The 16,399-nt window shown below is 74.7% G+C and carries 15 protein-coding genes; 8 read left to right on the top strand and 7 right to left on the bottom strand.

All coding sequences use genetic code 11. The annotated features are described in order from the left end of the window. Positions 1–164 precede the first annotated feature (164 nt). Entirely contained in the window at positions 165–1,685 is a 1,521-nt protein-coding gene (locus ABD353_RS21095) for a long-chain-fatty-acid--CoA ligase (protein ID WP_344625211.1), read from the bottom strand. A 38-nt stretch (positions 1,686–1,723) separates the two neighbouring features. Then, positions 1,724–2,566, bottom strand: a complete 843-nt coding sequence (locus ABD353_RS21090; RefSeq protein ID WP_344625210.1) for an alpha/beta hydrolase — start codon at positions 2,564–2,566, stop codon at positions 1,724–1,726. Positions 2,567–3,140: 574 nt separating this feature from the next. Between ABD353_RS21090 and ABD353_RS21085 the strand changes: the two genes are divergently transcribed. Genes ABD353_RS21085 through ABD353_RS21065 form a run of 5 tightly spaced genes read left to right on the top strand, consistent with a single transcriptional unit; the run spans position 3,141 to position 7,619 of the window. Beyond that, entirely contained in the window at positions 3,141–4,385 is a 1,245-nt protein-coding gene (locus ABD353_RS21085; protein WP_344625209.1) for an ABC transporter substrate-binding protein, read from the top strand. Beyond that, positions 4,382–5,242 carry a branched-chain amino acid ABC transporter permease gene (locus ABD353_RS21080; protein WP_344625208.1) on the top strand — a complete coding sequence of 287 codons (861 nt, stop codon included), beginning with the start codon at positions 4,382–4,384 and terminating at the stop codon, positions 5,240–5,242. Before ABD353_RS21085 ends, ABD353_RS21080 begins: the two co-directional genes overlap by 4 nt. Next, on the top strand, positions 5,243–6,187 hold the full coding sequence (locus ABD353_RS21075) for a branched-chain amino acid ABC transporter permease (protein ID WP_344625207.1): 945 nt from the start codon (positions 5,243–5,245) through the stop codon (positions 6,185–6,187). It abuts the gene before it with no gap. Beyond that, positions 6,184–6,897, top strand: a complete 714-nt coding sequence (locus tag ABD353_RS21070; protein ID WP_344625206.1) for an ABC transporter ATP-binding protein — start codon at positions 6,184–6,186, stop codon at positions 6,895–6,897. The genes ABD353_RS21075 and ABD353_RS21070 overlap by 4 nt, the downstream gene beginning before the upstream one ends. After that, positions 6,894–7,619, top strand: a complete 726-nt coding sequence (locus ABD353_RS21065; protein ID WP_344625205.1) for an ABC transporter ATP-binding protein — start codon at positions 6,894–6,896, stop codon at positions 7,617–7,619. Before ABD353_RS21070 ends, ABD353_RS21065 begins: the two co-directional genes overlap by 4 nt. A gap of 149 nt (positions 7,620–7,768) precedes the next feature. On the opposite strand, the gene ABD353_RS21060 is transcribed toward ABD353_RS21065, so the two are convergent. Continuing rightward, complete coding sequence (locus tag ABD353_RS21060) at positions 7,769–8,650, bottom strand: helix-turn-helix domain-containing protein (RefSeq protein ID WP_486326982.1); 882 nt, start codon at positions 8,648–8,650, stop codon at positions 7,769–7,771. Between the two features lie 780 nt (positions 8,651–9,430). Continuing rightward, positions 9,431–10,270 carry an alpha/beta fold hydrolase gene (locus ABD353_RS21055; RefSeq protein ID WP_344625203.1) on the bottom strand — a complete coding sequence of 280 codons (840 nt, stop codon included), beginning with the start codon at positions 10,268–10,270 and terminating at the stop codon, positions 9,431–9,433. 212 nt (positions 10,271–10,482) lie between these two features. On the opposite strand from ABD353_RS21055, the gene ABD353_RS21050 reads away from it, so the two are divergent. Next, on the top strand, positions 10,483–11,685 hold the full coding sequence (locus tag ABD353_RS21050; RefSeq protein ID WP_344625202.1) for a PucR family transcriptional regulator: 1,203 nt from the start codon (positions 10,483–10,485) through the stop codon (positions 11,683–11,685). Between the two features lie 54 nt (positions 11,686–11,739). On the opposite strand, the gene ABD353_RS21045 is transcribed toward ABD353_RS21050, so the two are convergent. Beyond that, positions 11,740–12,582, bottom strand: coding sequence for an alpha/beta fold hydrolase (locus ABD353_RS21045; RefSeq protein ID WP_344625201.1), 843 nt, complete (start codon positions 12,580–12,582; stop codon positions 11,740–11,742). A 230-nt stretch (positions 12,583–12,812) separates the two neighbouring features. Here ABD353_RS21045 and ABD353_RS21040 point away from each other — a divergent pair, with 230 nt between their 5' ends. Together ABD353_RS21040 and ABD353_RS21035 are read left to right on the top strand one after the other, a co-directional pair. Further along, positions 12,813–13,457, top strand: a complete 645-nt coding sequence (locus ABD353_RS21040) for a LysE family translocator (protein WP_344625200.1) — start codon at positions 12,813–12,815, stop codon at positions 13,455–13,457. 199 nt (positions 13,458–13,656) lie between these two features. Further along, a complete protein-coding gene (locus ABD353_RS21035) occupies positions 13,657–14,451 on the top strand; it encodes a class I SAM-dependent methyltransferase (protein WP_344625199.1) in 795 nt (264 codons plus the stop codon). Between the two features lie 13 nt (positions 14,452–14,464). Here ABD353_RS21035 and ABD353_RS21030 read toward each other — a convergent pair whose 3' ends face one another. Beyond that, positions 14,465–15,346: a dioxygenase family protein gene (locus ABD353_RS21030; protein WP_344625198.1), complete on the bottom strand. Its 882-nt coding sequence runs from the start codon at positions 15,344–15,346 to the stop codon at positions 14,465–14,467. A gap of 110 nt (positions 15,347–15,456) precedes the next feature. Continuing rightward, positions 15,457–16,392 (bottom strand): helix-turn-helix domain-containing protein, encoded by a 936-nt coding sequence (locus ABD353_RS21025; RefSeq protein ID WP_344625197.1) that lies wholly within the window; start codon positions 16,390–16,392, stop codon positions 15,457–15,459. Between the last annotated feature and the right edge of the window lie 7 nt (positions 16,393–16,399).

Below are 16,399 nucleotides of genomic sequence, written 5' to 3'. Positions count from 1 at the left end.
TCGGCCTGGAGACCATGTGCGTCGGCGGCGGCCAGGGCATGGCCATGGTCATCGAACGCCTGAGCTGAACCGAGCTGTCCTGAGCCGAGCCGCAGCGCGGCCGGACGTGGCGAGGGGCGCCGACGGAATCTCCGTCGGCCCCCCTCGCTGCCGTACGCAGGCGGTCAGGCCTGGGTGCGCAGGGTGAAGGCGTGGCGCAGTTCGCGCTTGAGGACCTTCATGCTGGGGCCCAGGGGCAGTGACTCCACGATCTCCACCTGGCGGGGGTACTTGTGCCGGCCGACCTGGCCGGTCGCCCAGGCGACGAGCTCGGACGGCTCCGGCGGGGCGGCGGGATCGGCCGGCACCACCACGGCGCAGACCTCCTCGCCGTGGGTGGGGTGGGGCAGGCCGATGACGGCGACCTGGGCGACGGCCGGGTGGCGGATCAGTGCCTCCTCGACCTCGCGCGGGTAGACGTTGTACCCGCCGCGGATGATGAGGTCCTTGGTGCGGTCGACGATGCGGACGAAGCCGGCCTCGTCCTGGATGCCGAGGTCGCCCGTCCGGAACCATCCGTCGGTGAAGGCCGCGGCGGTGGCCTCGGGGAGTCCGAGGTAGCCGCTGAACACGTTGTGGCCGCGGATCACGATCTCGCCGAGATCGCCCGGCGGCAGCAGACGGAGCCCGTCCGCCTCCTCGCCGTCGGTGACCGGGGCGGCGACGGCGACGTCCACGCCCCACACCTGGTGGCCGACCGTACCGGCGCGGGTGCCGAACACCGGCTGGTTGGAGGTGGCCACCGGGGAGGTCTCCGACAGGCCGTACGCCTCCAGCACCGGTGCCAGCCGCTCCTGGACCTCGTCCAGGACGGCGACGGGGAGCGAGGCGCCGCCGGAGACGCACAGCCGCAGTGCCGACGGACGGTCGGCGCCGGCGCGGAGCGCGTCCAGGAGGGCGATGAACATGGTCGGCACGCCGTGGAAGAGGGTCACCCCGTGGCGCCGCATCAGATCCAGTGCGGTGTGCGGGTCGAAGCGCGGCTGCATCACCAGCGTCGCGCCGACCCGGAAGGTCGTGTTCATGGCGACCGTCTGCCCGAAGGTGTGGAACATCGGCAGGCACCCGAGCACCACGTCCCGGCCGGTCACGCCGAAGGTGTCGAAGGCGCTGACGGTCGCGTTCATCACCAGGTTGAGCTGGGTGAGCACCGCGCCCTTGGGCCGTCCGGTGGTGCCGCTGGTGTAGAGGATCACTGCCGGGTCGTCGGGGCGGCGCGGGAGGTGGGAGGTGAGCGGGGTGGTGCCGTCGCGGGGAGCGCGGGTACTCAGCACGGCGGCGCCGGCGATCCCGGCGGCGGCCGTGCCCGTCCGTGCGGACGCCTCGTCGACCACCAGGAGCCGGGCTCCGCTGTCGGAGAGCACGTGCGCCACTTCCTGCGGGGTGAGCAGCAGATGGACGGGGACGACCACGGCGCCGGCCGCGAGGACGGCGTAGTAGCAGCGCGGGAAGTCGGCGGTGTTCTGGGCCATCAGGGCGACGCGGTCGCCCGGCCGTACGCCGGCGGCGACCAGACGGCCCGCGAAGTCGAGTGATTCGGACCAGAGTCGGGCGTACGTCAGTTCCAGTGCGCCGTCGACGACGGCCGTGCGGGTGGGGTGCCTGCGGGCCGACTCGGCCAGGACGCAGGCGAGGGAGAGGGTCATGCGGTCTCCTCGGAGTACGGCTGGGACGGTGGTGCGGGTCAGGCGGTGACGCGCTCGATCCACTCGACCAGGTCCGCCTCGACGGTCTCGCGGTCGGTCTCGTTGAGGATCTCGTGGCGCGCCCCCGGGTACACCCGGTAGGTGATGTCCTCGATGCCGGCGTCGCGGTAGCGCCGGACGACGAGGTCCGACAGCTCCAGGTCGCGGTTGAGCGGGTCGCGGTCGCCGACGGCCACGTAGACCGGCAGGTCGGGCCGGACGGTCGTGGGCGTGCTGAGCCGCTCTCCGGCCGCCGCGAGGTCGGACATGCCCTGGTCGTCCAGGGTGAAGCCGCAGAGCGGATCGGCGAGGTACGCGTCGACCTGCGCCTCGTCGCGGCTGAGCCAGTCACCGGGCGTCCGGGCGGGCTCGAAGGCGGAGTTGAAGGCGTCCATGACGTCGCCGTCGGCCTCGGCGAGGTGGGCCATGAGCCGGTCCAGCGCCGCGGTGCCCGACAGCGCGACCCCGGCCAGCAGCTCGGAGTGCCCGAGCACGTACTGCTGGGCGGCGAACGAACCGAGGCTGTGGCCCACCAGGACGAGTGGCAGCCCCGGGTGCCGGCGCTGGATCAGCTCGGACAGCGCGACCATGTCGTCGACCAGCCGGTTCCACCCGTCGTCGCCGAGGTGGCCGGGGACGTGGCTGACGGTCAGCCCGTGGCCGCGGTGGTCGTCGGCGTACACGGCGTAGCCCCGCCGGGTCAGCGCCCGGGCGAAGTGGTCGTAGCGGGCCGCGTGTTCGCCCATGCCGTGGGAGATCTGGACCAGGCCGCGGGGCGGCCCGTCCGGTGCCCACGCGTGGACGTGGATCTGCAGGCCGTCTTCGCTTCTGAAGGTGAACATGTGACGGTTCCTCGGGGGCTGTCGTGGGTGGCGGCCGGTGGCGCGGGCGGCGCGGAGAGCGCGGAACGCGCGGCCGGGGGAGAACGGGGGATCTGCGGCGCGCGTCGGCGGTGGGCGCCGAGCCGCGGGATCGGGGCGCGGCGGGCATGAATGGCCCGGGCTGCCGAATTGCGCAGGTTCTGTTCTGACGCTACCGCATTCGACATTGTCGAACAATGGCTGGCGGCGAGTTTTCCGTGCAGATCCCCGGCGGTGCGCCGAGGTGGCCTCCGTTGCCGATTCGAATCCGAATCCGGCTGGTGCTACCGGCGAGTAGCGAAGTACAGTCCTGAACCTGCCCGCAAAGCCGACCGGAATTCACACTCCGGGCGTTCTCACCACGCACGGCCCAGGCGGGCGGATTCCCCTGCGGATGGCAGTCCGCGCGCGTTCCTCCCCCTTTTCCGGCATGGCCCCGAGCGGCGGCCGGACGGAGGACCGACCCTCCCGAACACCCACCGGACACCCCGGGCACCGCCTCCGTGCCCCACGTGCACCCGGCCATCCAGCAACCCCCCACCCCGGAGGTACCCCCATGCGTGTATCGCGCGCCGCGGCCGTCGTCCTGGCCGCCACGACCGTCCTGTCCTCGGCCGCCTGCGGCTCCGGCTCCGCCGGAGCGGACGGGGACCGCGTGCGGATCGGCGCCCTGCTGTCGCTGTCCGGCGTCTACTCCACCCTCGGTCCGGCCGAGAAGAAGGCCATGACCATGGGCGTCGAGGAGCTCAACCGGCAGGGCTTCACCGTCGCCGGCCGGCGGCACACGCTGGAGATCGTCTACGCCGACGACAAGTCCGACCCGGCCACCACCGGTGTCACCGCCCTGCGCGAGATGACCCAGGCGCAGCGGCTGCCGGTCGTCGCCTACGGCCTGGGCTCGGCGACCTACGCCCCGCAGCTCAAGCGCAAGCCCGTCCCGATGATCAACGTCCTGGACAGCTCCTACCCGAGCATCCTCGACCTCGACCCCCACCTGTACCTCACCCGCGGGGGCTCGCACACCTACGTGCCGGGCTGCCTCGCCTACGCCAAGCAGAAGCTCGGCGCGAAGTCGCTCGGGGTGATCACCGCCAAGGGCGAGCCCTACGGGGAGGGCCTCACCGAGCTGGTCGGCCTGGCGGCCCGCGCCAACGGCATCCGGATCGCCGCCTCCGCCGACTTCCCGCTCGGCGCGACCGACTACGGCAACGCCGTCGGCGCGGTGCTCGCCGCCAAGCCCGACGCGATCTACCTCAGCAGCGTCACCGGCGTCATCCTGCCCGTCCTCAAGCAGCTGCGGCAGGCCGGCTGGACGGGGCCCGTGCTGCACAGCGCGGGCGTCGGCCCCGACCAGGCCCGGGCGATCCTGGGCGAGCAGTTCAACACCCTGATGACCGACAACTACGACTGCGCCGGCACCCTGCCCGGTACCTCCTCCGACCCGGCCACCGTCGCCTTCGCCAAGGCCTACGAGGAGCGCTGGAAGGAGCACCCGCAGGACCTGACCATGTGGGCGCACGACTACCCGTTCATCGTCGCCGAGGCCATGTCCAGGGCCGGCAGCACCACCGACCCGGAGAAGATCAACAAGGCGCTGCCCGGCATCGGCGTCCCGAAGGGCACCGTCAGCGGCTGGCTGCCGACCTACACCGGCCAGCTCTTCGACGAGCGCGGCGCCCGCACCACCTCCGAAGTCACCGCCTGGTGCCCCGCCAAGCAGTCCGTCGCCAGCGCCATGACCTTCGACACCAAGCGCGGCGAGCTGGTCGACCCCGTCTTCGCGAAGGACGCCTGCGCATGATCCAGACCCTCGTCAACGGGGCCTTCCTCGGCTGCCTGTTCGCCGTGATGGCGGTCGGCCTGACCCTCGTCTACGGCGTGATGGAAGTCCCCAACTTCGCGCACGCCGGGGTCGTCGTCCTCGCCGCCTGCACCACCTGGTCGGCGACCGCGGCCGGGCTGCCCTTCGTCCTCGCCGCCCTGGCCGGCATCGCCTGCGGCGGACTCGTCTCGGTCCTCACCGAGACCGCCGCCTACCGGTGGATCGTCGACAAGCCGGCCGCCGCACCCGCCGTCGCCCTCGGCCTGCTGCTGATCCTGCAGAACACCGCGCTCCGGCTCTACGGCGGCGAGGGCCGCTCCCTCGACACCCCGTACGACACCGTGCTGCTCCGCTTCGGCGGGATCTCCCTGCCCGGGGTCAAGGCGGCGCTGATGGTGCTGGCCGGGCTCTCGCTGGCCGCGCTCCACCTGCTGCTGTCCCGCACCTCGCTCGGACGCCGGATGCGCGCGGTGGCGCAGGACCGGGAGGCCGCGGCGATGCTCGGGATCCCGCTGCGCCGCCAGTACGCCTTGGCCTTCCTGGTCGCGGGACTGCTCGCGGGCGTCGCCGCGATCGCCTACGCCCCCACGTACCAGGTGTCGCCCTACATGGCCGACGAGGTGCTGCTCAGCGCCTTCGTCGTGGTCGTCCTCGGCGGCCTGGGCAGCGTCTGGGGAGCCGTCGCCGGGGGGCTCGTCCTCGGGGTGGTCGAGAGCCTCGGAGCCGCCTACGTGAGCTCCGCCTACCAGAGCGCCTTCGGCTTCCTCATGCTCGTGATCGTCCTCGTGCTGCGGCCCACCGGCCTGCGCAGCACGAACTCCCGAAGGGTGGCGTGAATGCGCACCTCCCGTTACTCCCGGCACGCCGGGCCGCTCGCCGGCATCGCCGCCGTGAGCCTCCTCGCCCACGCCCTGCTCACCTCGCTGCAGGGCGACCTCGGACAGGTCGCCCTGCTGACCGTCTCCTGGACGGTGGCCCTGGCCGGCCTCAACCTCGTCCAGGGCCTCGGCGGCTACCCCAGCCTCGCCCACGCCTCCTTCTACGGCGGCGGGGCGTACGTCTCGGCCGTGCTGCTCGACCACGGCGTGCCGATGCTCCTCGCCGCGCTCGCCGCGGTCGGCGCCACCGTGCTCGTGGCCCTGCTCGTGGCGCTCGTCTTCAGCCGGACCCGCGGGCAGTACTTCGCCATCGGCACGATGTTCTTCGGCGCCGTGACCACCCTGGTGTTCACCAACGCCGCCGACCTGACCGGCGGCCCCAACGGCCGGCCGGTCGAGCTCGGCCTCCCGCTGGACACGACGCTGCTGCTGCTGTCGGCCTCGCTCGGCCTGGCGCTGGCGGCCTTCCACCTCCTGTCCGCCGGCCGGTTCGGGGCGCGGCTGCGGGCCGTCCGCGAGGACGAGGACCTGGCCGAGCACCTGGGCGTGCCCACGGCCCGGGTCAAGCTGCTGGCGATGGTCCTCTCCTCGGTCTTCGGGGCCTGGGCCGGGGTGCTGTTCGCCCAGTACAACGGCGTCGTCGCCCCGTCCCAGTTCACCTTCGTGCAGGGGTTCCTGATGTTCGTGGCGATCGGCGTCGGCGGCGCGGGCCGGCTGTACGCGCCGCTGGTCGGCAGCCTCGTCGTGATCGGCTTCACCCAGCTGATCAAGCTCGGGCCCGGCGTCAGCCAGATCGCCCTGGGCGTGCTGTTCATCGCGGTGACCCTGCTCGCACCGCAGGGCGTGCTGGGCGGCCTGGCCGCGCTGCGCCGCCGGGTGCGCCCGAGGGGAGCCGTGGCATGACCGCGCTGTTGCAGGCCAGGGGCCTGGTCAAGCGGTTCGGCGGCGTGACCGCCGTCGACGGGGTCTCCTTCGAGCTCGACGGCGGGCAGGTGCTGGGCCTGATCGGCCCCAACGGCTCCGGCAAGACCACCCTGCTCGGGATGCTCGCCGGCACCCACCCGCCCACCGGGGGCGCCGTCCTCCTCGGCGGACGGCCCGTCCGCGGCCGGGGCGCCCACCGCAGCGTCCGCGCCGGGATCGCCCGCACCTTCCAGACCACCCGGCTGTTCCCCACCCGGACCCTGCGGGAGAGCCTGGCGCTGACCCGCGGCGAGTGCCGCGGCCGGCCCACCGGCCCGGGCGACGGGGACCTCGCCGCGCTGATCGGCCTGGACGGTCTGCTGGACCGGCCCGCCGCGCAGCTGACCGGCGCCGCCCAGCGGCTCGGGATGATCGCGCTGGCGCTGGCCACCGGCCCGCGGGTGCTGCTGCTCGACGAGCCGGCCGTCGGCATGGACGGCGCGGAGGCCGACACCCTGGCCGCGGCCGTCCGAGGCGCCGCCGAACGGCTGGGCGTCGCGGTGGTGGTCGTGGACCACAACATGCAGTTCCTGATGCCGCTCGCCGACCGCGTCCTGGTGATGGCGGCCGGCGCCGTCCTGGCCGAGGGCACCCCCGAGCGGATCCGCACCGACGAGGCGGTCGTCGCCTCCTACCTGGGAGGGGCGTGACCGTGCTCACCGTCGAGAACCTCACCGTCGCCTTCGGCCCGGCCGTCGCCGTCCGCGGCATCAGCCTGCACGCCGAGCGCGGCACCGTCACCGGCATTCTCGGTGCGAACGGCGCGGGGAAGACCACCACCCTGCTGGGCATCCACGGGCGGGTCCGCCGCAGCAGCGGGCGCATCCTGCTCGACGGGCAGGACGTCACCGGCCACGACACCGCCGCCCTGGTGCGCGCTGGCGTCGCGCTCTGCCCGGAGAACCGCAGGCTGTTCCCCGCCATGACGATCGAGGACAACCTGCTGCTCGGGGCGGACGGCCACGGCCGCCGGGAGCAGCGCCGCCGCCTCGCCGGCACCTACGAGCGGTTCGGATGGGTGGCGGAGCGCCGGGCCGAACCGGCCGGCCGCCTCAGCGGCGGCCAGCAGCAGACCGTGGCCATCGCCCGGGCCCTGATGTCGCGGCCGCGGCTCGTCCTGCTGGACGAGCCCTCCAGCGGCCTCTCCCCGGTGGCCGTCGAGGAGGTCGGCGACCTGCTGGAGACGATCACCCTGGACGGGACCGCCGTCCTGCTGGTGGAGCAGAACGTCCACCTGGTGCGACGGCTCTGCCGCACCGCGTGGGTGCTCGCCCACGGCGAGGTCGCGGCCGGCGGCCCCGTCGCCGACCTCGTCCGCACCGGCGCCGTCTCGGACGCCTACCTCGGGAGGTCCGCCGCGAGCCGGGAGTGACCGTGAGGGCGGTCGGGCGGACCGGGGAAGGGCCGCCACGTGCTCCCGTTCGGTCGTCGGGGCCGGCGCCGGCCGTGTGCCGGGGCCGGCCCCGGCGGTGCTTCCCGGCGGTGCTTCCCGGCGGTGCTTCCCGACGGGGCCGGGCGGGCTCAGGCCGGACCGTCCGCCGCCCGCAGCCGGCCCCGCAGGGCGACCTCGAGCTCGAAGCGGGCATCGGGGTCGTGCAGGGCCGGCCCGAACAGCTCGTGGACGCGGCGCAGCCGCTTGCGCGCCGTCTGCGGGTGGATGCCGAGGCGGGCGGCGACGTCCGGGGCCCCGCCCCGGGTCTGCAGGGTGGCGAGCAGCGTGCTCGCCACCCTGGCGGCCTGCTTGGCGGTCAGCGCCTCCAGCGGCGCCAGCCTCCGTCCGGCGACCAGGTGGACCAGCGGTTCGTCCGCCCAGAGCAGCAGATCGGGAAGGCGGGTGTCGCACTCCACCGGCTGCCCGTGCGGATCGGCCAGCCGGTCGCGGACCGTCCGGGCCCAGCGCAGCGAGTCGCCCGCCGAACCGACCGGCACGACCGGGCCGATCACCGCCCCGGGCCGGCCCAGCAGCCGGCGCACCCGACCGTCGTTCCTGAGCTCCGCGGGGTCGGGCAGCAGGATGCAGGGGTACGGCGGGCGCAGGTCGCAGAGCACGTCCGCCGGCAGGCCGAGCCGTGCACCGGCCAGGTCCTCGCCCGGGGCGAGCAGGGCGAAGGCGACGGTCGCGGGCAGCCGCCACTGCGCCAGTTCGGCGGCCGCGACCAGCCGGGGGCCGGGCGCGCCGGCGGCCAGCAGCCCGAGCAGCCGTCTGCGGTGGCCCGCCCGGTCGTCGCCGGCCTCCACCGGCCGCCGGTGGCCCTGCAGCGCGGTCGCGGTGACCTCGTCGACGTGGGCGAACACCGCCTCCGCGAGGGCCGCGGTCGCGTCCGGTCCGACGCCGGTACGGCGGGCCACCGCCGCCAGGCGTCGCCAGGCCGCACGGCCTCCGGCGCGGCAGGCGGTCTGCACCGCCCCCCCCCCCCCCCCCCCCCCCCCCGCCCGGGGCCCGGCCCGCCGGGTGCGGGCAGCCGGAGGGCCACTTCGGCGGAGACCTCCGCGGCCATGGCCGTGAGGCCTTTGCGCGCCTCCGCGTCGAATGCGGGCGGAAGGTCCAGGCGTGAAATCGGCACATCGACTCCCTGGTCGATTTCCGGCGACGGCCGGAACGACTTGATTGATATCGGAAAACGGCTCACCCGGATGACACGAACCGGGTCCTGGTGAATGCGGGAAATATCTCGGCGGGACGTTTTTGCGGTGGGCGTCGGGAATTCATTGACCTCGTCCGTCCGCGGCCCGTAGCGTTCCCGTCAATTCCGCACCGTCGCCTCGTCCGAATCCTCGGCGAGGTCCCGCCGGACACGCCGGCCGGGAATGTCGACGATCGGAACGGGACCGGAGGCGAGCCGCATGACGACAGGGATGCCGGGGTCGGGCCGCACCCCGTTCCCGAGCCTGCGTCACATCGGCGCGGACACCCGCCGGGACCACGGCGCTCCCGATCCCGCCGGCCGTGTCGGGAGCGCCCTCGGCCCGGTCGCGTCGACCGACGCGACCGGCTTCAGCCACCGGGGACAGAGCCCTGCCAGGCCGCGTTTCCGGTTCCCGGCCCGCTGCGCGGGCCGGGGGTTCCGCCGCCTCGGAGGTGCTAGGTGGGAGGCGGACGGTCCGGGAATGCCGTCGGGAGGTGGTGAGACCTCCCGGCGGCGCAACCCCGGCCGCGGTGGAGCGGGACGGGCGGACGCGCCGTCAGACGACCCGGTCGAGCCACTCGACCAGGTCCGCGACCACGTCGGCGCGGTTGGTCTCGTTGAAGAGCTCGTGCCGTGCGCCCGGGTACGGACGGTAGGTGATGTCCATCAACCCGGCCTTGCCGTACCGCTCGACGAGCAGGTCGCTGAGCGCGAGTCCGGCGTTGAGCGGGTCCCGGTCGCCGACCATGACGTACAGCGGCAGCCCGGCCGGGATCCCGGCCGGCTCGGTGAGGCGCGCGGCGGCCGCCGCGAGTTCGCCCATGGCCCGGTCGTCCAGCGTGAAGCCGCACATCGGGTCCGCGAGGTAGGCGTCGACCTGAGCCTCGTCGCGGCTGAGCCAGTCCGCCGCGGTGCGGGCGGGCTCGAACGGCCGGTTGAACGCGGCCATCACGTCCGGCCCCTGGGTCGCCAGGTGGGCGAAGAGTCCGTCGAGGGCGGTGGTCCCGCACAGCACCGCCGCGTCGACGAGCCGGACGTGGTCGAGCAGGTACTGCTGGGCGGCGAAGGAGCCGAGACTGTGACCGAGCAGGACCAGCGGCACGTACGGATGGGCGGCCCGGGCGTGTGCGGAGACCATGGCGAGGTCGTCCACCAGCCGGTTCCAGCCGTCCTCGCCGAGCACGCCGGGGCCGGCGTGCATGCTCAGGCCGTGGCCGCGGTGGTCGTCGGCGACGACCGCGAAGCCCCGGGCGGCCAGCGCCTCGGCGAGCGGCGCGTAGCGCCGGGCGTGCTCCCCCATGCCGTGGGCGATCTGCACGATCGCCCGGGGTGCGACCGGGGGCGACCACGTGTGGAGGTGGATGCGGACGCCGTCGGCGCTCGTGAGGGTGGTCATGACAACTCCTGGAGGGGGAGGCGGCTCGGAGGGGGAGGCGAGGGGCCCGGGCGGCGGGCCGCGGGAGCCCGGCGCCCGAAGGCCGGTGCAGTGCGCCGTTCACGCTGTCGTCATCGTGGCGCGAGCCGTCCGCGAATCGAATGGGTGGCCGGACAAGGTGCGCCCGGCCGCGTTGTGGCCGGCCACAACCGCACCCCGCCTAGGCTGGGGGAATGAGCCGCCCAGCACCCCCGCCGGAGATCGTCGAGGTGGCCGCGACCCTGTTGCCGCACCACCGCGAGATCGGCGAGCGCCTGGCCCGGCGGATGCGCGCGGAGATCGAGTCCTACCGCAACGAGGACCTCATCCCGTTCCACACCATCCGGGCCTCGTGCATCCGCAACATCGAGCTCATGATCCGGCACTTCGTCCACACCGGTCCCGCCGACCTCGGGCCGCCCCAGGCGACCGGCCGGATGCGCGCCGAGCAGGGCGTCCCGCTGCCCGAGACGCTCCACGCCTACCGGATCGGATTCGAGTTCCTCTGGGCGGAGCTGGTGGACGAGGCCCGACGCCACCCGGCCGTCACCGACGCCATGCTCGTCGACCTGGCCGCGCAGGTCTGGCAGCTGGCGGGCGAGTACTCGGACGCCGTCGCCCGGGCCTACCGGGAGACCACCGCCGCGCTCGTCCTGCAGCGCGAACGCGAACGGTCCGCCCTGGTGGAGGCCCTCCTCACCGGCGCCATCAGCGAGATCGGCCCGGTCGAGGAGGCCGGGCGGACACTGGGTCTGGCCTCCCACGGGCCGTACGCGGTGATCGCCGCCGACGTGCCGGCGCCCGGCCGCGAGGCACTGCCCGGCATCGAGAACGCCCTGCGGGCGGTCCGCGTCCGTTCCGCCTGGCGGCTGCTCCCGGACCAGCAGATCGGCGTGGCCTCGCTGCCCGACCCCGACGACGAGGAGACACTGCTGCGGCTGCTGCGCCGCCACCCCGCACGGGTCGGGGTCAGTCCCTCGTACCCGTCGCTGCGCGACACCCCGCAGGCGCTGCGCTTCGCCCGGCTGGCCCTGGACGGGCTGCGCGGCAAACCCCGCGGGACGGTCCGCTTCGACGACCGTCCGCTCGCCATGCTGGTGGCGGCGGCGCCCGCGGAGGCGGCCCGGTTGGCCCGCCTGGTGCTCGGCCCCCTGCTCGAACTCCCCCGGGAGGAACGCGAGCGGCTGACCGACACCCTGGAGCAGTGGTTCGCCGCCGCCGGCAGCACCGAGGGCGCGGCCGAGCGGCTCTACGTGCACGCCAACACCGTCCGCTACCGGCTGCGCCGCATCGAGGCGCTCACCGGCCGCACGCTCCAGGACCCCCGGCACCTGGCCGACATCGGATCCGCCCTGCTCGCCCTGCGGCTGCTGCCCGGCGAGGCGGCCGGCGGCTGAGCCGCGCACCGCCGCCCGCGCCGGCCGGCCGACAGCCGGTCAACCGGTAGCCGATCAACCGGTGACGCAGAGGATCCAGGCGACGAGCTCGGCCGCGACCTCGATCCGGTTGGTCTCGTGCAGGATCTCGTGCCGGGCGCCGCGGTAGGTGCGGTAGGTGACGTCGGTGAGGCCCGCCCGCCGGTAGCGCTCCACCACCACGTCGGAGAGCGTGAGCTCGGCGTTCATCGGGTCGCGGTCGCCCACCGCCACGTAGACCGGCAGGTCGGGGCGGACGGTCTCCGGCCTGGCCAGCCGGTGTGCCGCCGCGGCGAGGTCCTCCCAGCCGCGGGTGTCCAGCGCGAAGCCGCAGAGCGGGTCGGCGAGGTAGGCGTCCACCTGGGCCTCGTCCCGGGTGCGCCAGTCGTGATCCGTGCGGGCGGGTTCGAAGGGCGCGTTGAAGGCGGCCGCGGCGGCGCCGCCGGCCGCGGCCAGGACGGTGAGCAGCCGGTCGAGCGCGGTGGTGCCGGAGAGCGCCACGCCCGCCAGCCGCTCCGAGTGGTCGAGGACGTACTGCTGGGAGGCGAGGGAGCCCAGGCTGTGGCCGACCAGCACCAGTGGCAGCCCGGGATGGCGCCGGTGGGCGAGGTCGGAGAGTGCGACCATGTCCTGGACGAGCAGGTTCCAGCCGTCCTCGCCGAGGTGGCCGGGGCCGGCGCCGACGCTGTGGCCGTGGCCGCGGTGGTCGGCGGCGTACACGGCGTACCCCTGGCCGGTGAGCGACGCGGCGAGGTGGGCGTAGCGGCGGGCGTGCTCGCCCGTGCCGTGGGCGAGCTGGACGATGCCGCGCGGCGGGCCGACGGGCTGCCACTCGTGGACGTGGATCTCCAACCCGTCGCTGCTGGTGAAGGTGAACATCCGGCGGCTCCTCGGCAGGTGGTGCGCGGGCCGCGGGCAGGGGAGGCGGCCCGGGGGCCGCCAAGGCCGGGGCGTGCAGTCGTCGCCATGCGCGCCGGGTGCGGGGGCAGCCCGTTCGTGAAGACGCTACGCCATTCGACAATGTCGAACAATGGTCGGTCGGTCTCGGATCGGCATCGGCGCGGCGGGGCGGTCGAACACCTGAGCGGGGGTCGGGATAGGCTCGCCGGGTGATCAGCGCGAGTGCCATCGGCGGAATCGCCGCAGTCTCCTTCGGCATGGTGATGACCCCCGGGCCGAACATGATCTACTGCGTGTCGCGGTCCGTCAGCCAGGGCCGCCGCGCCGGACTGATCTCGCTCGGCGGCGTCGTGCTCGGCTTCCTCGTCTACCTCACCGCCGCGGTCGCCGGGATATCCGCGCTCTTCGCGCTCGTCCCGACCGCCTACCTGGCGCTCAAGCTCGCCGGCGCCGGCTACCTGCTGTGGCTGGCCTGGCGGGCCTTCCGCTCGCCGGCCCACTCGCCCTTCCGGGCCGCCGAGATGCCCCACGAACGGCCGCTCAAGCTCTTCGGCATGGGCGCCCTCACCTGCCTGCTCAACCCGAAGCTGGCCGTCCTCTACATCACCCTGCTCCCGCAGTTCGTCCGGCCGGAGGAGGGGCAGGTGGCCCTGCAGAGCGCCCTGCTCGGCCTCACCCAGATCACCGTCGGCACCCTCGGCAACGCCGCCTTCGTGCTCACCGCCGGCGCACTGGCCGGCTTCCTCTCCCGCCGCCCGCTGCTGCAGCGCCTGCACGGCTGGGCCACCGGCACCCTGCTCGCCGCCTTCGCCCTGCGCATCGCCACCGAACGCAGCCGCGCCGCCGTGGCCTAGGAACGGCTTCAAAGGGGCGTGCGGGTGGGTCACCCCAGAGGCGCCCCCGCGCGGCCCCTGGTGGTGCACCGCGGCTGCGGAGGCGTCGATCCTGCTGCTCACCGCCCTGCCGGCGTGCCACACTCGCAGGAACGGCAGTCCGGCCGCGGCCGCGAACGGCCCGCCGGTCCACGGTCGCCCACCACGGGAGGCAGACGGCATGGCCTTCGACGGCTCGATCCCCGGCGCCTACCAGCAGTACATGGTGCCGCTCCTCTTCCGCCCCTACGCCCGGGACCTCGCCGCCCGGCTGACGGCCGACCGGCCCGCCCGGGTGCTGGAGACGGCGGCCGGCACCGGCGCGGTGACCCGGGAGCTCGCCGCGGTGCTGCCCGGGTCCACCGGGATCGTCTCCACCGACCTGAGCGGGCCGATGATCGAACTCGCCGCCGCCTCCCACACCGGACGCCCGGTGGACTTCCGGCAGGCCGACGCCCTCGACCTGTCCTTCCCCGACGGCTCCTTCGACGCCGTGGTCTGCCAGTTCGGTGCGATGTTCTTCCCCGACAAGCCACGGGCCTTCGCCGAGGCGCGGCGGGTGCTGCGCCCGGGCGGCGTGCTGCTGTTCAACGTGTGGGACCACATCGCCGCCAACGAGTTCGCCGCGACCGCGGCGGCGACCGTGGCCGCGCTGGTGCCCGAGGACCCGCCGGACTTCATGGCCCGGATCCCGTACGGCTACCACGACCACGTGGCCATCGCGCGGGACGTCGGCGCCGGCGGGTTCGAGGCTCCCCGGATCGAGTCCGTGGAGGCCCGCAGCCGGGCCGGGTCGGCGGTCGAGGTCGCGACCGCCTTCTGCCACGGCACGCCGATGCGCGACGAGATCGAGGCCCGGCCCGGGATCTCGCTCGCCGAGGCGACCGACGCGGTCGCCTCGGCGATCGAGCAGCGGTTCGGCGGCGGCCCCGTCGTGGGCGCGATGCGCGCCCACGTGGTGACCGCCGTCCGCTGACCGGTCCCGTCCGTCAGACCCGCCGCCACAGCGCCGGCACGTTCGGCGGCTCCCAGCCGGCGAACGCGGTGTGCGCCTGGACGCAGACGTAGCCGACGCCGTCGTAGCTGACCGCGTCGCCGACCCGGTACGCCGTGCCGGCCCGCCAGGTGCCGCCGCCGGGCGTTGGCCCGGTCGGGGTCGGGGTCGGGGTGGGCCCGGTGGGTGACGGGGACGGCGACGGCGACTGGGGCACGTCGAGGACGAAGTCGAAGGACGACTCCCGCCCGGGCCCGGACTGCCGGACGGTCATCACCAGCCGCGGGTCGAAGATGGTGTCCGTCGAGTTCCTCGGCTCGCCGGGGAAGTACAGCTGGGTGGTCAGCACCGGGCGGCCGGGGGCCTGCAGCTTCACGTGCAGGTGCCGGGTGCGGCCCGGGTACGGCCCGGGCACCACGGTGGTCAGGGTGAACCGGCCCTGCTCGTCGCTGAACTGGTGCCCGCGGAAGCCGTACCCGGAGTTGTCGTAGGCCCCGGCGGTGTCCGCCTGCCAGAAGTCGAGCAGCACGCCCGCCAGCGGCCGGCAGGCCCGGCCGAAGACGTAGCCGCTCACCGTCAGCGGTGTGCCGGGGCCGGTCAGCACGGTGCGCAGCGGCGAGCCCGGCTTGAAGTACGGGCCTTCGATCTGCTCGGTGGTCGGCTCGTCGCCGTCGTGGCAGGCCGGTGTCAGGCCCGCCGGGCCGCCGCCGCCGTCGCGGGCCAGCGCGGCGCCGCCGCCGAGCAGGACGGGGGCGGCGCCGGCCAGCACGGCGGCCTTGAGCAGGTTCTTGCGGGTGATCCCGGGCTCGCCGGTCGGCCGGGACTGCGGTCGCTCCTGGGGCCGGTCCTGGGGCTGCGGCGGAGGCGGAGTGGGCATGGCGGATCGCTCCGTTCGGGGGTGGGGGCGCAGGACCGTGGGGGTGTCCTGCGCATGACAGGCAACGTCCGGCGGCGGTGCGGGAGCGACCCGCCCGCCGTGCACCGACGCTACGGCCGGGCCGTCCGCGGGTCGATGGACTCGGCGCCCGGGCCGTGGTGCTTTCCTCCGCCCGTGCCCGCACGGAACTCCCCGGGCGTCAGCCCGACCTCGCGGCGGAAGAAGCGGCAGAAGTACGCCGGGCCGGCGAAGCCCGCGGCCGCCGCGACCTGGCTGACGGTCAGGTCCGTGGCGCTCAGCAGCCGCTTCGCCTCCAGGGTCTGCTGCTGCCGGATCAGCCGCGCGGGGGTGCGGCCGGTCAGCACCCGGACGAGCTCGTGCAGCCGCCCGGTGGAGACGCCCAGCTCCCGGGCGTAGGAGCCGACGGTCCGGTCCGCCCCGCCGGGCTCGGCGAGCAGCCGGCCGAACCGGTCGACCCGCGGGTGCGGTCGCGCCGCCGCCGACTCCGCGGCCGGCGGTGCCTGCCGCGGCCGGTCGGGCAGCGCCCGCACGGCGCGCACCAGCAGGACGTGCAGCAGCGCCTGCAGCACACCCGGGTGGCCCGCCCCGGCCGTGCGGTACTCGCCGTCCAGGTCGGCGAGCAGCCCGGCCAGCCGGCGCGCCTCCGCGCGGTCGGGCCGCAGCGGCGGGGCGCCTGCCAGCTCCCGGGCCAGGGCCGCGTCCTCGGGGTGGCGCAGCAGGAAGTCCTCCTCGAACAGCAGCACCCGGCCGTCCAGCCCCGCGGCCCGCGCCCAGTGGTGGACCTGGCCCGGCACGATGACGCAGAGCTGCGGCGGCCGCAGCGGCTGGTTCGCGAGGTCGAGGACGTGGCTGCCGCGGCCGCCGGTGACGTAGGCCAGCTCGTAGAAGGAGTGCCGGTGCGGGAAACCGGCCCGGGACAGCGGGCCGATGGTGTCGAAGGTGCCGACGGCGAACGGCAGCCGGCCCCGGTCCGGCACCGCCAGCCGGTGCAACTCGATCTCGGGCGTGCCTCGTTGACGACTCATCGGGCAA

Origin of the sequence: Kitasatospora arboriphila, from assembly GCF_039528095.1 — a bacterium.
Lineage (GTDB): Bacteria > Actinomycetota > Actinomycetes > Streptomycetales > Streptomycetaceae > Kitasatospora > Kitasatospora arboriphila.
This window is presented reverse-complemented; position numbering and strand designations above follow the sequence as displayed.

Bases quoted from the DNA above. Each gene is read 5' to 3' on its own strand.
- ABD353_RS21095 (WP_344625211.1), bottom strand. From the start codon at position 1,685: ATGACCCTCTCCCTCGCCTGCGTCCTGGCCGAGTCGGCCCGCAGGCAC.
- ABD353_RS21090 (WP_344625210.1), bottom strand. From the start codon at position 2,566: ATGTTCACCTTCAGAAGCGAAGACGGCCTGCAGATCCACGTCCACGCG.
- ABD353_RS21085 (WP_344625209.1), top strand. From the start codon at position 3,141: ATGCGTGTATCGCGCGCCGCGGCCGTCGTCCTGGCCGCCACGACCGTC.
- ABD353_RS21080 (WP_344625208.1), top strand. From the start codon at position 4,382: ATGATCCAGACCCTCGTCAACGGGGCCTTCCTCGGCTGCCTGTTCGCC.
- ABD353_RS21075 (WP_344625207.1), top strand. From the start codon at position 5,243: ATGCGCACCTCCCGTTACTCCCGGCACGCCGGGCCGCTCGCCGGCATC.
- ABD353_RS21070 (WP_344625206.1), top strand. From the start codon at position 6,184: ATGACCGCGCTGTTGCAGGCCAGGGGCCTGGTCAAGCGGTTCGGCGGC.
- ABD353_RS21055 (WP_344625203.1), bottom strand. From the start codon at position 10,270: ATGACCACCCTCACGAGCGCCGACGGCGTCCGCATCCACCTCCACACG.
- ABD353_RS21050 (WP_344625202.1), top strand. From the start codon at position 10,483: ATGAGCCGCCCAGCACCCCCGCCGGAGATCGTCGAGGTGGCCGCGACC.
- ABD353_RS21045 (WP_344625201.1), bottom strand. From the start codon at position 12,582: ATGTTCACCTTCACCAGCAGCGACGGGTTGGAGATCCACGTCCACGAG.
- ABD353_RS21035 (WP_344625199.1), top strand. From the start codon at position 13,657: ATGGCCTTCGACGGCTCGATCCCCGGCGCCTACCAGCAGTACATGGTG.
- ABD353_RS21030 (WP_344625198.1), bottom strand. From the start codon at position 15,346: ATGCCCACTCCGCCTCCGCCGCAGCCCCAGGACCGGCCCCAGGAGCGA.
- ABD353_RS21025 (WP_344625197.1), bottom strand. From the start codon at position 16,392: ATGAGTCGTCAACGAGGCACGCCCGAGATCGAGTTGCACCGGCTGGCG.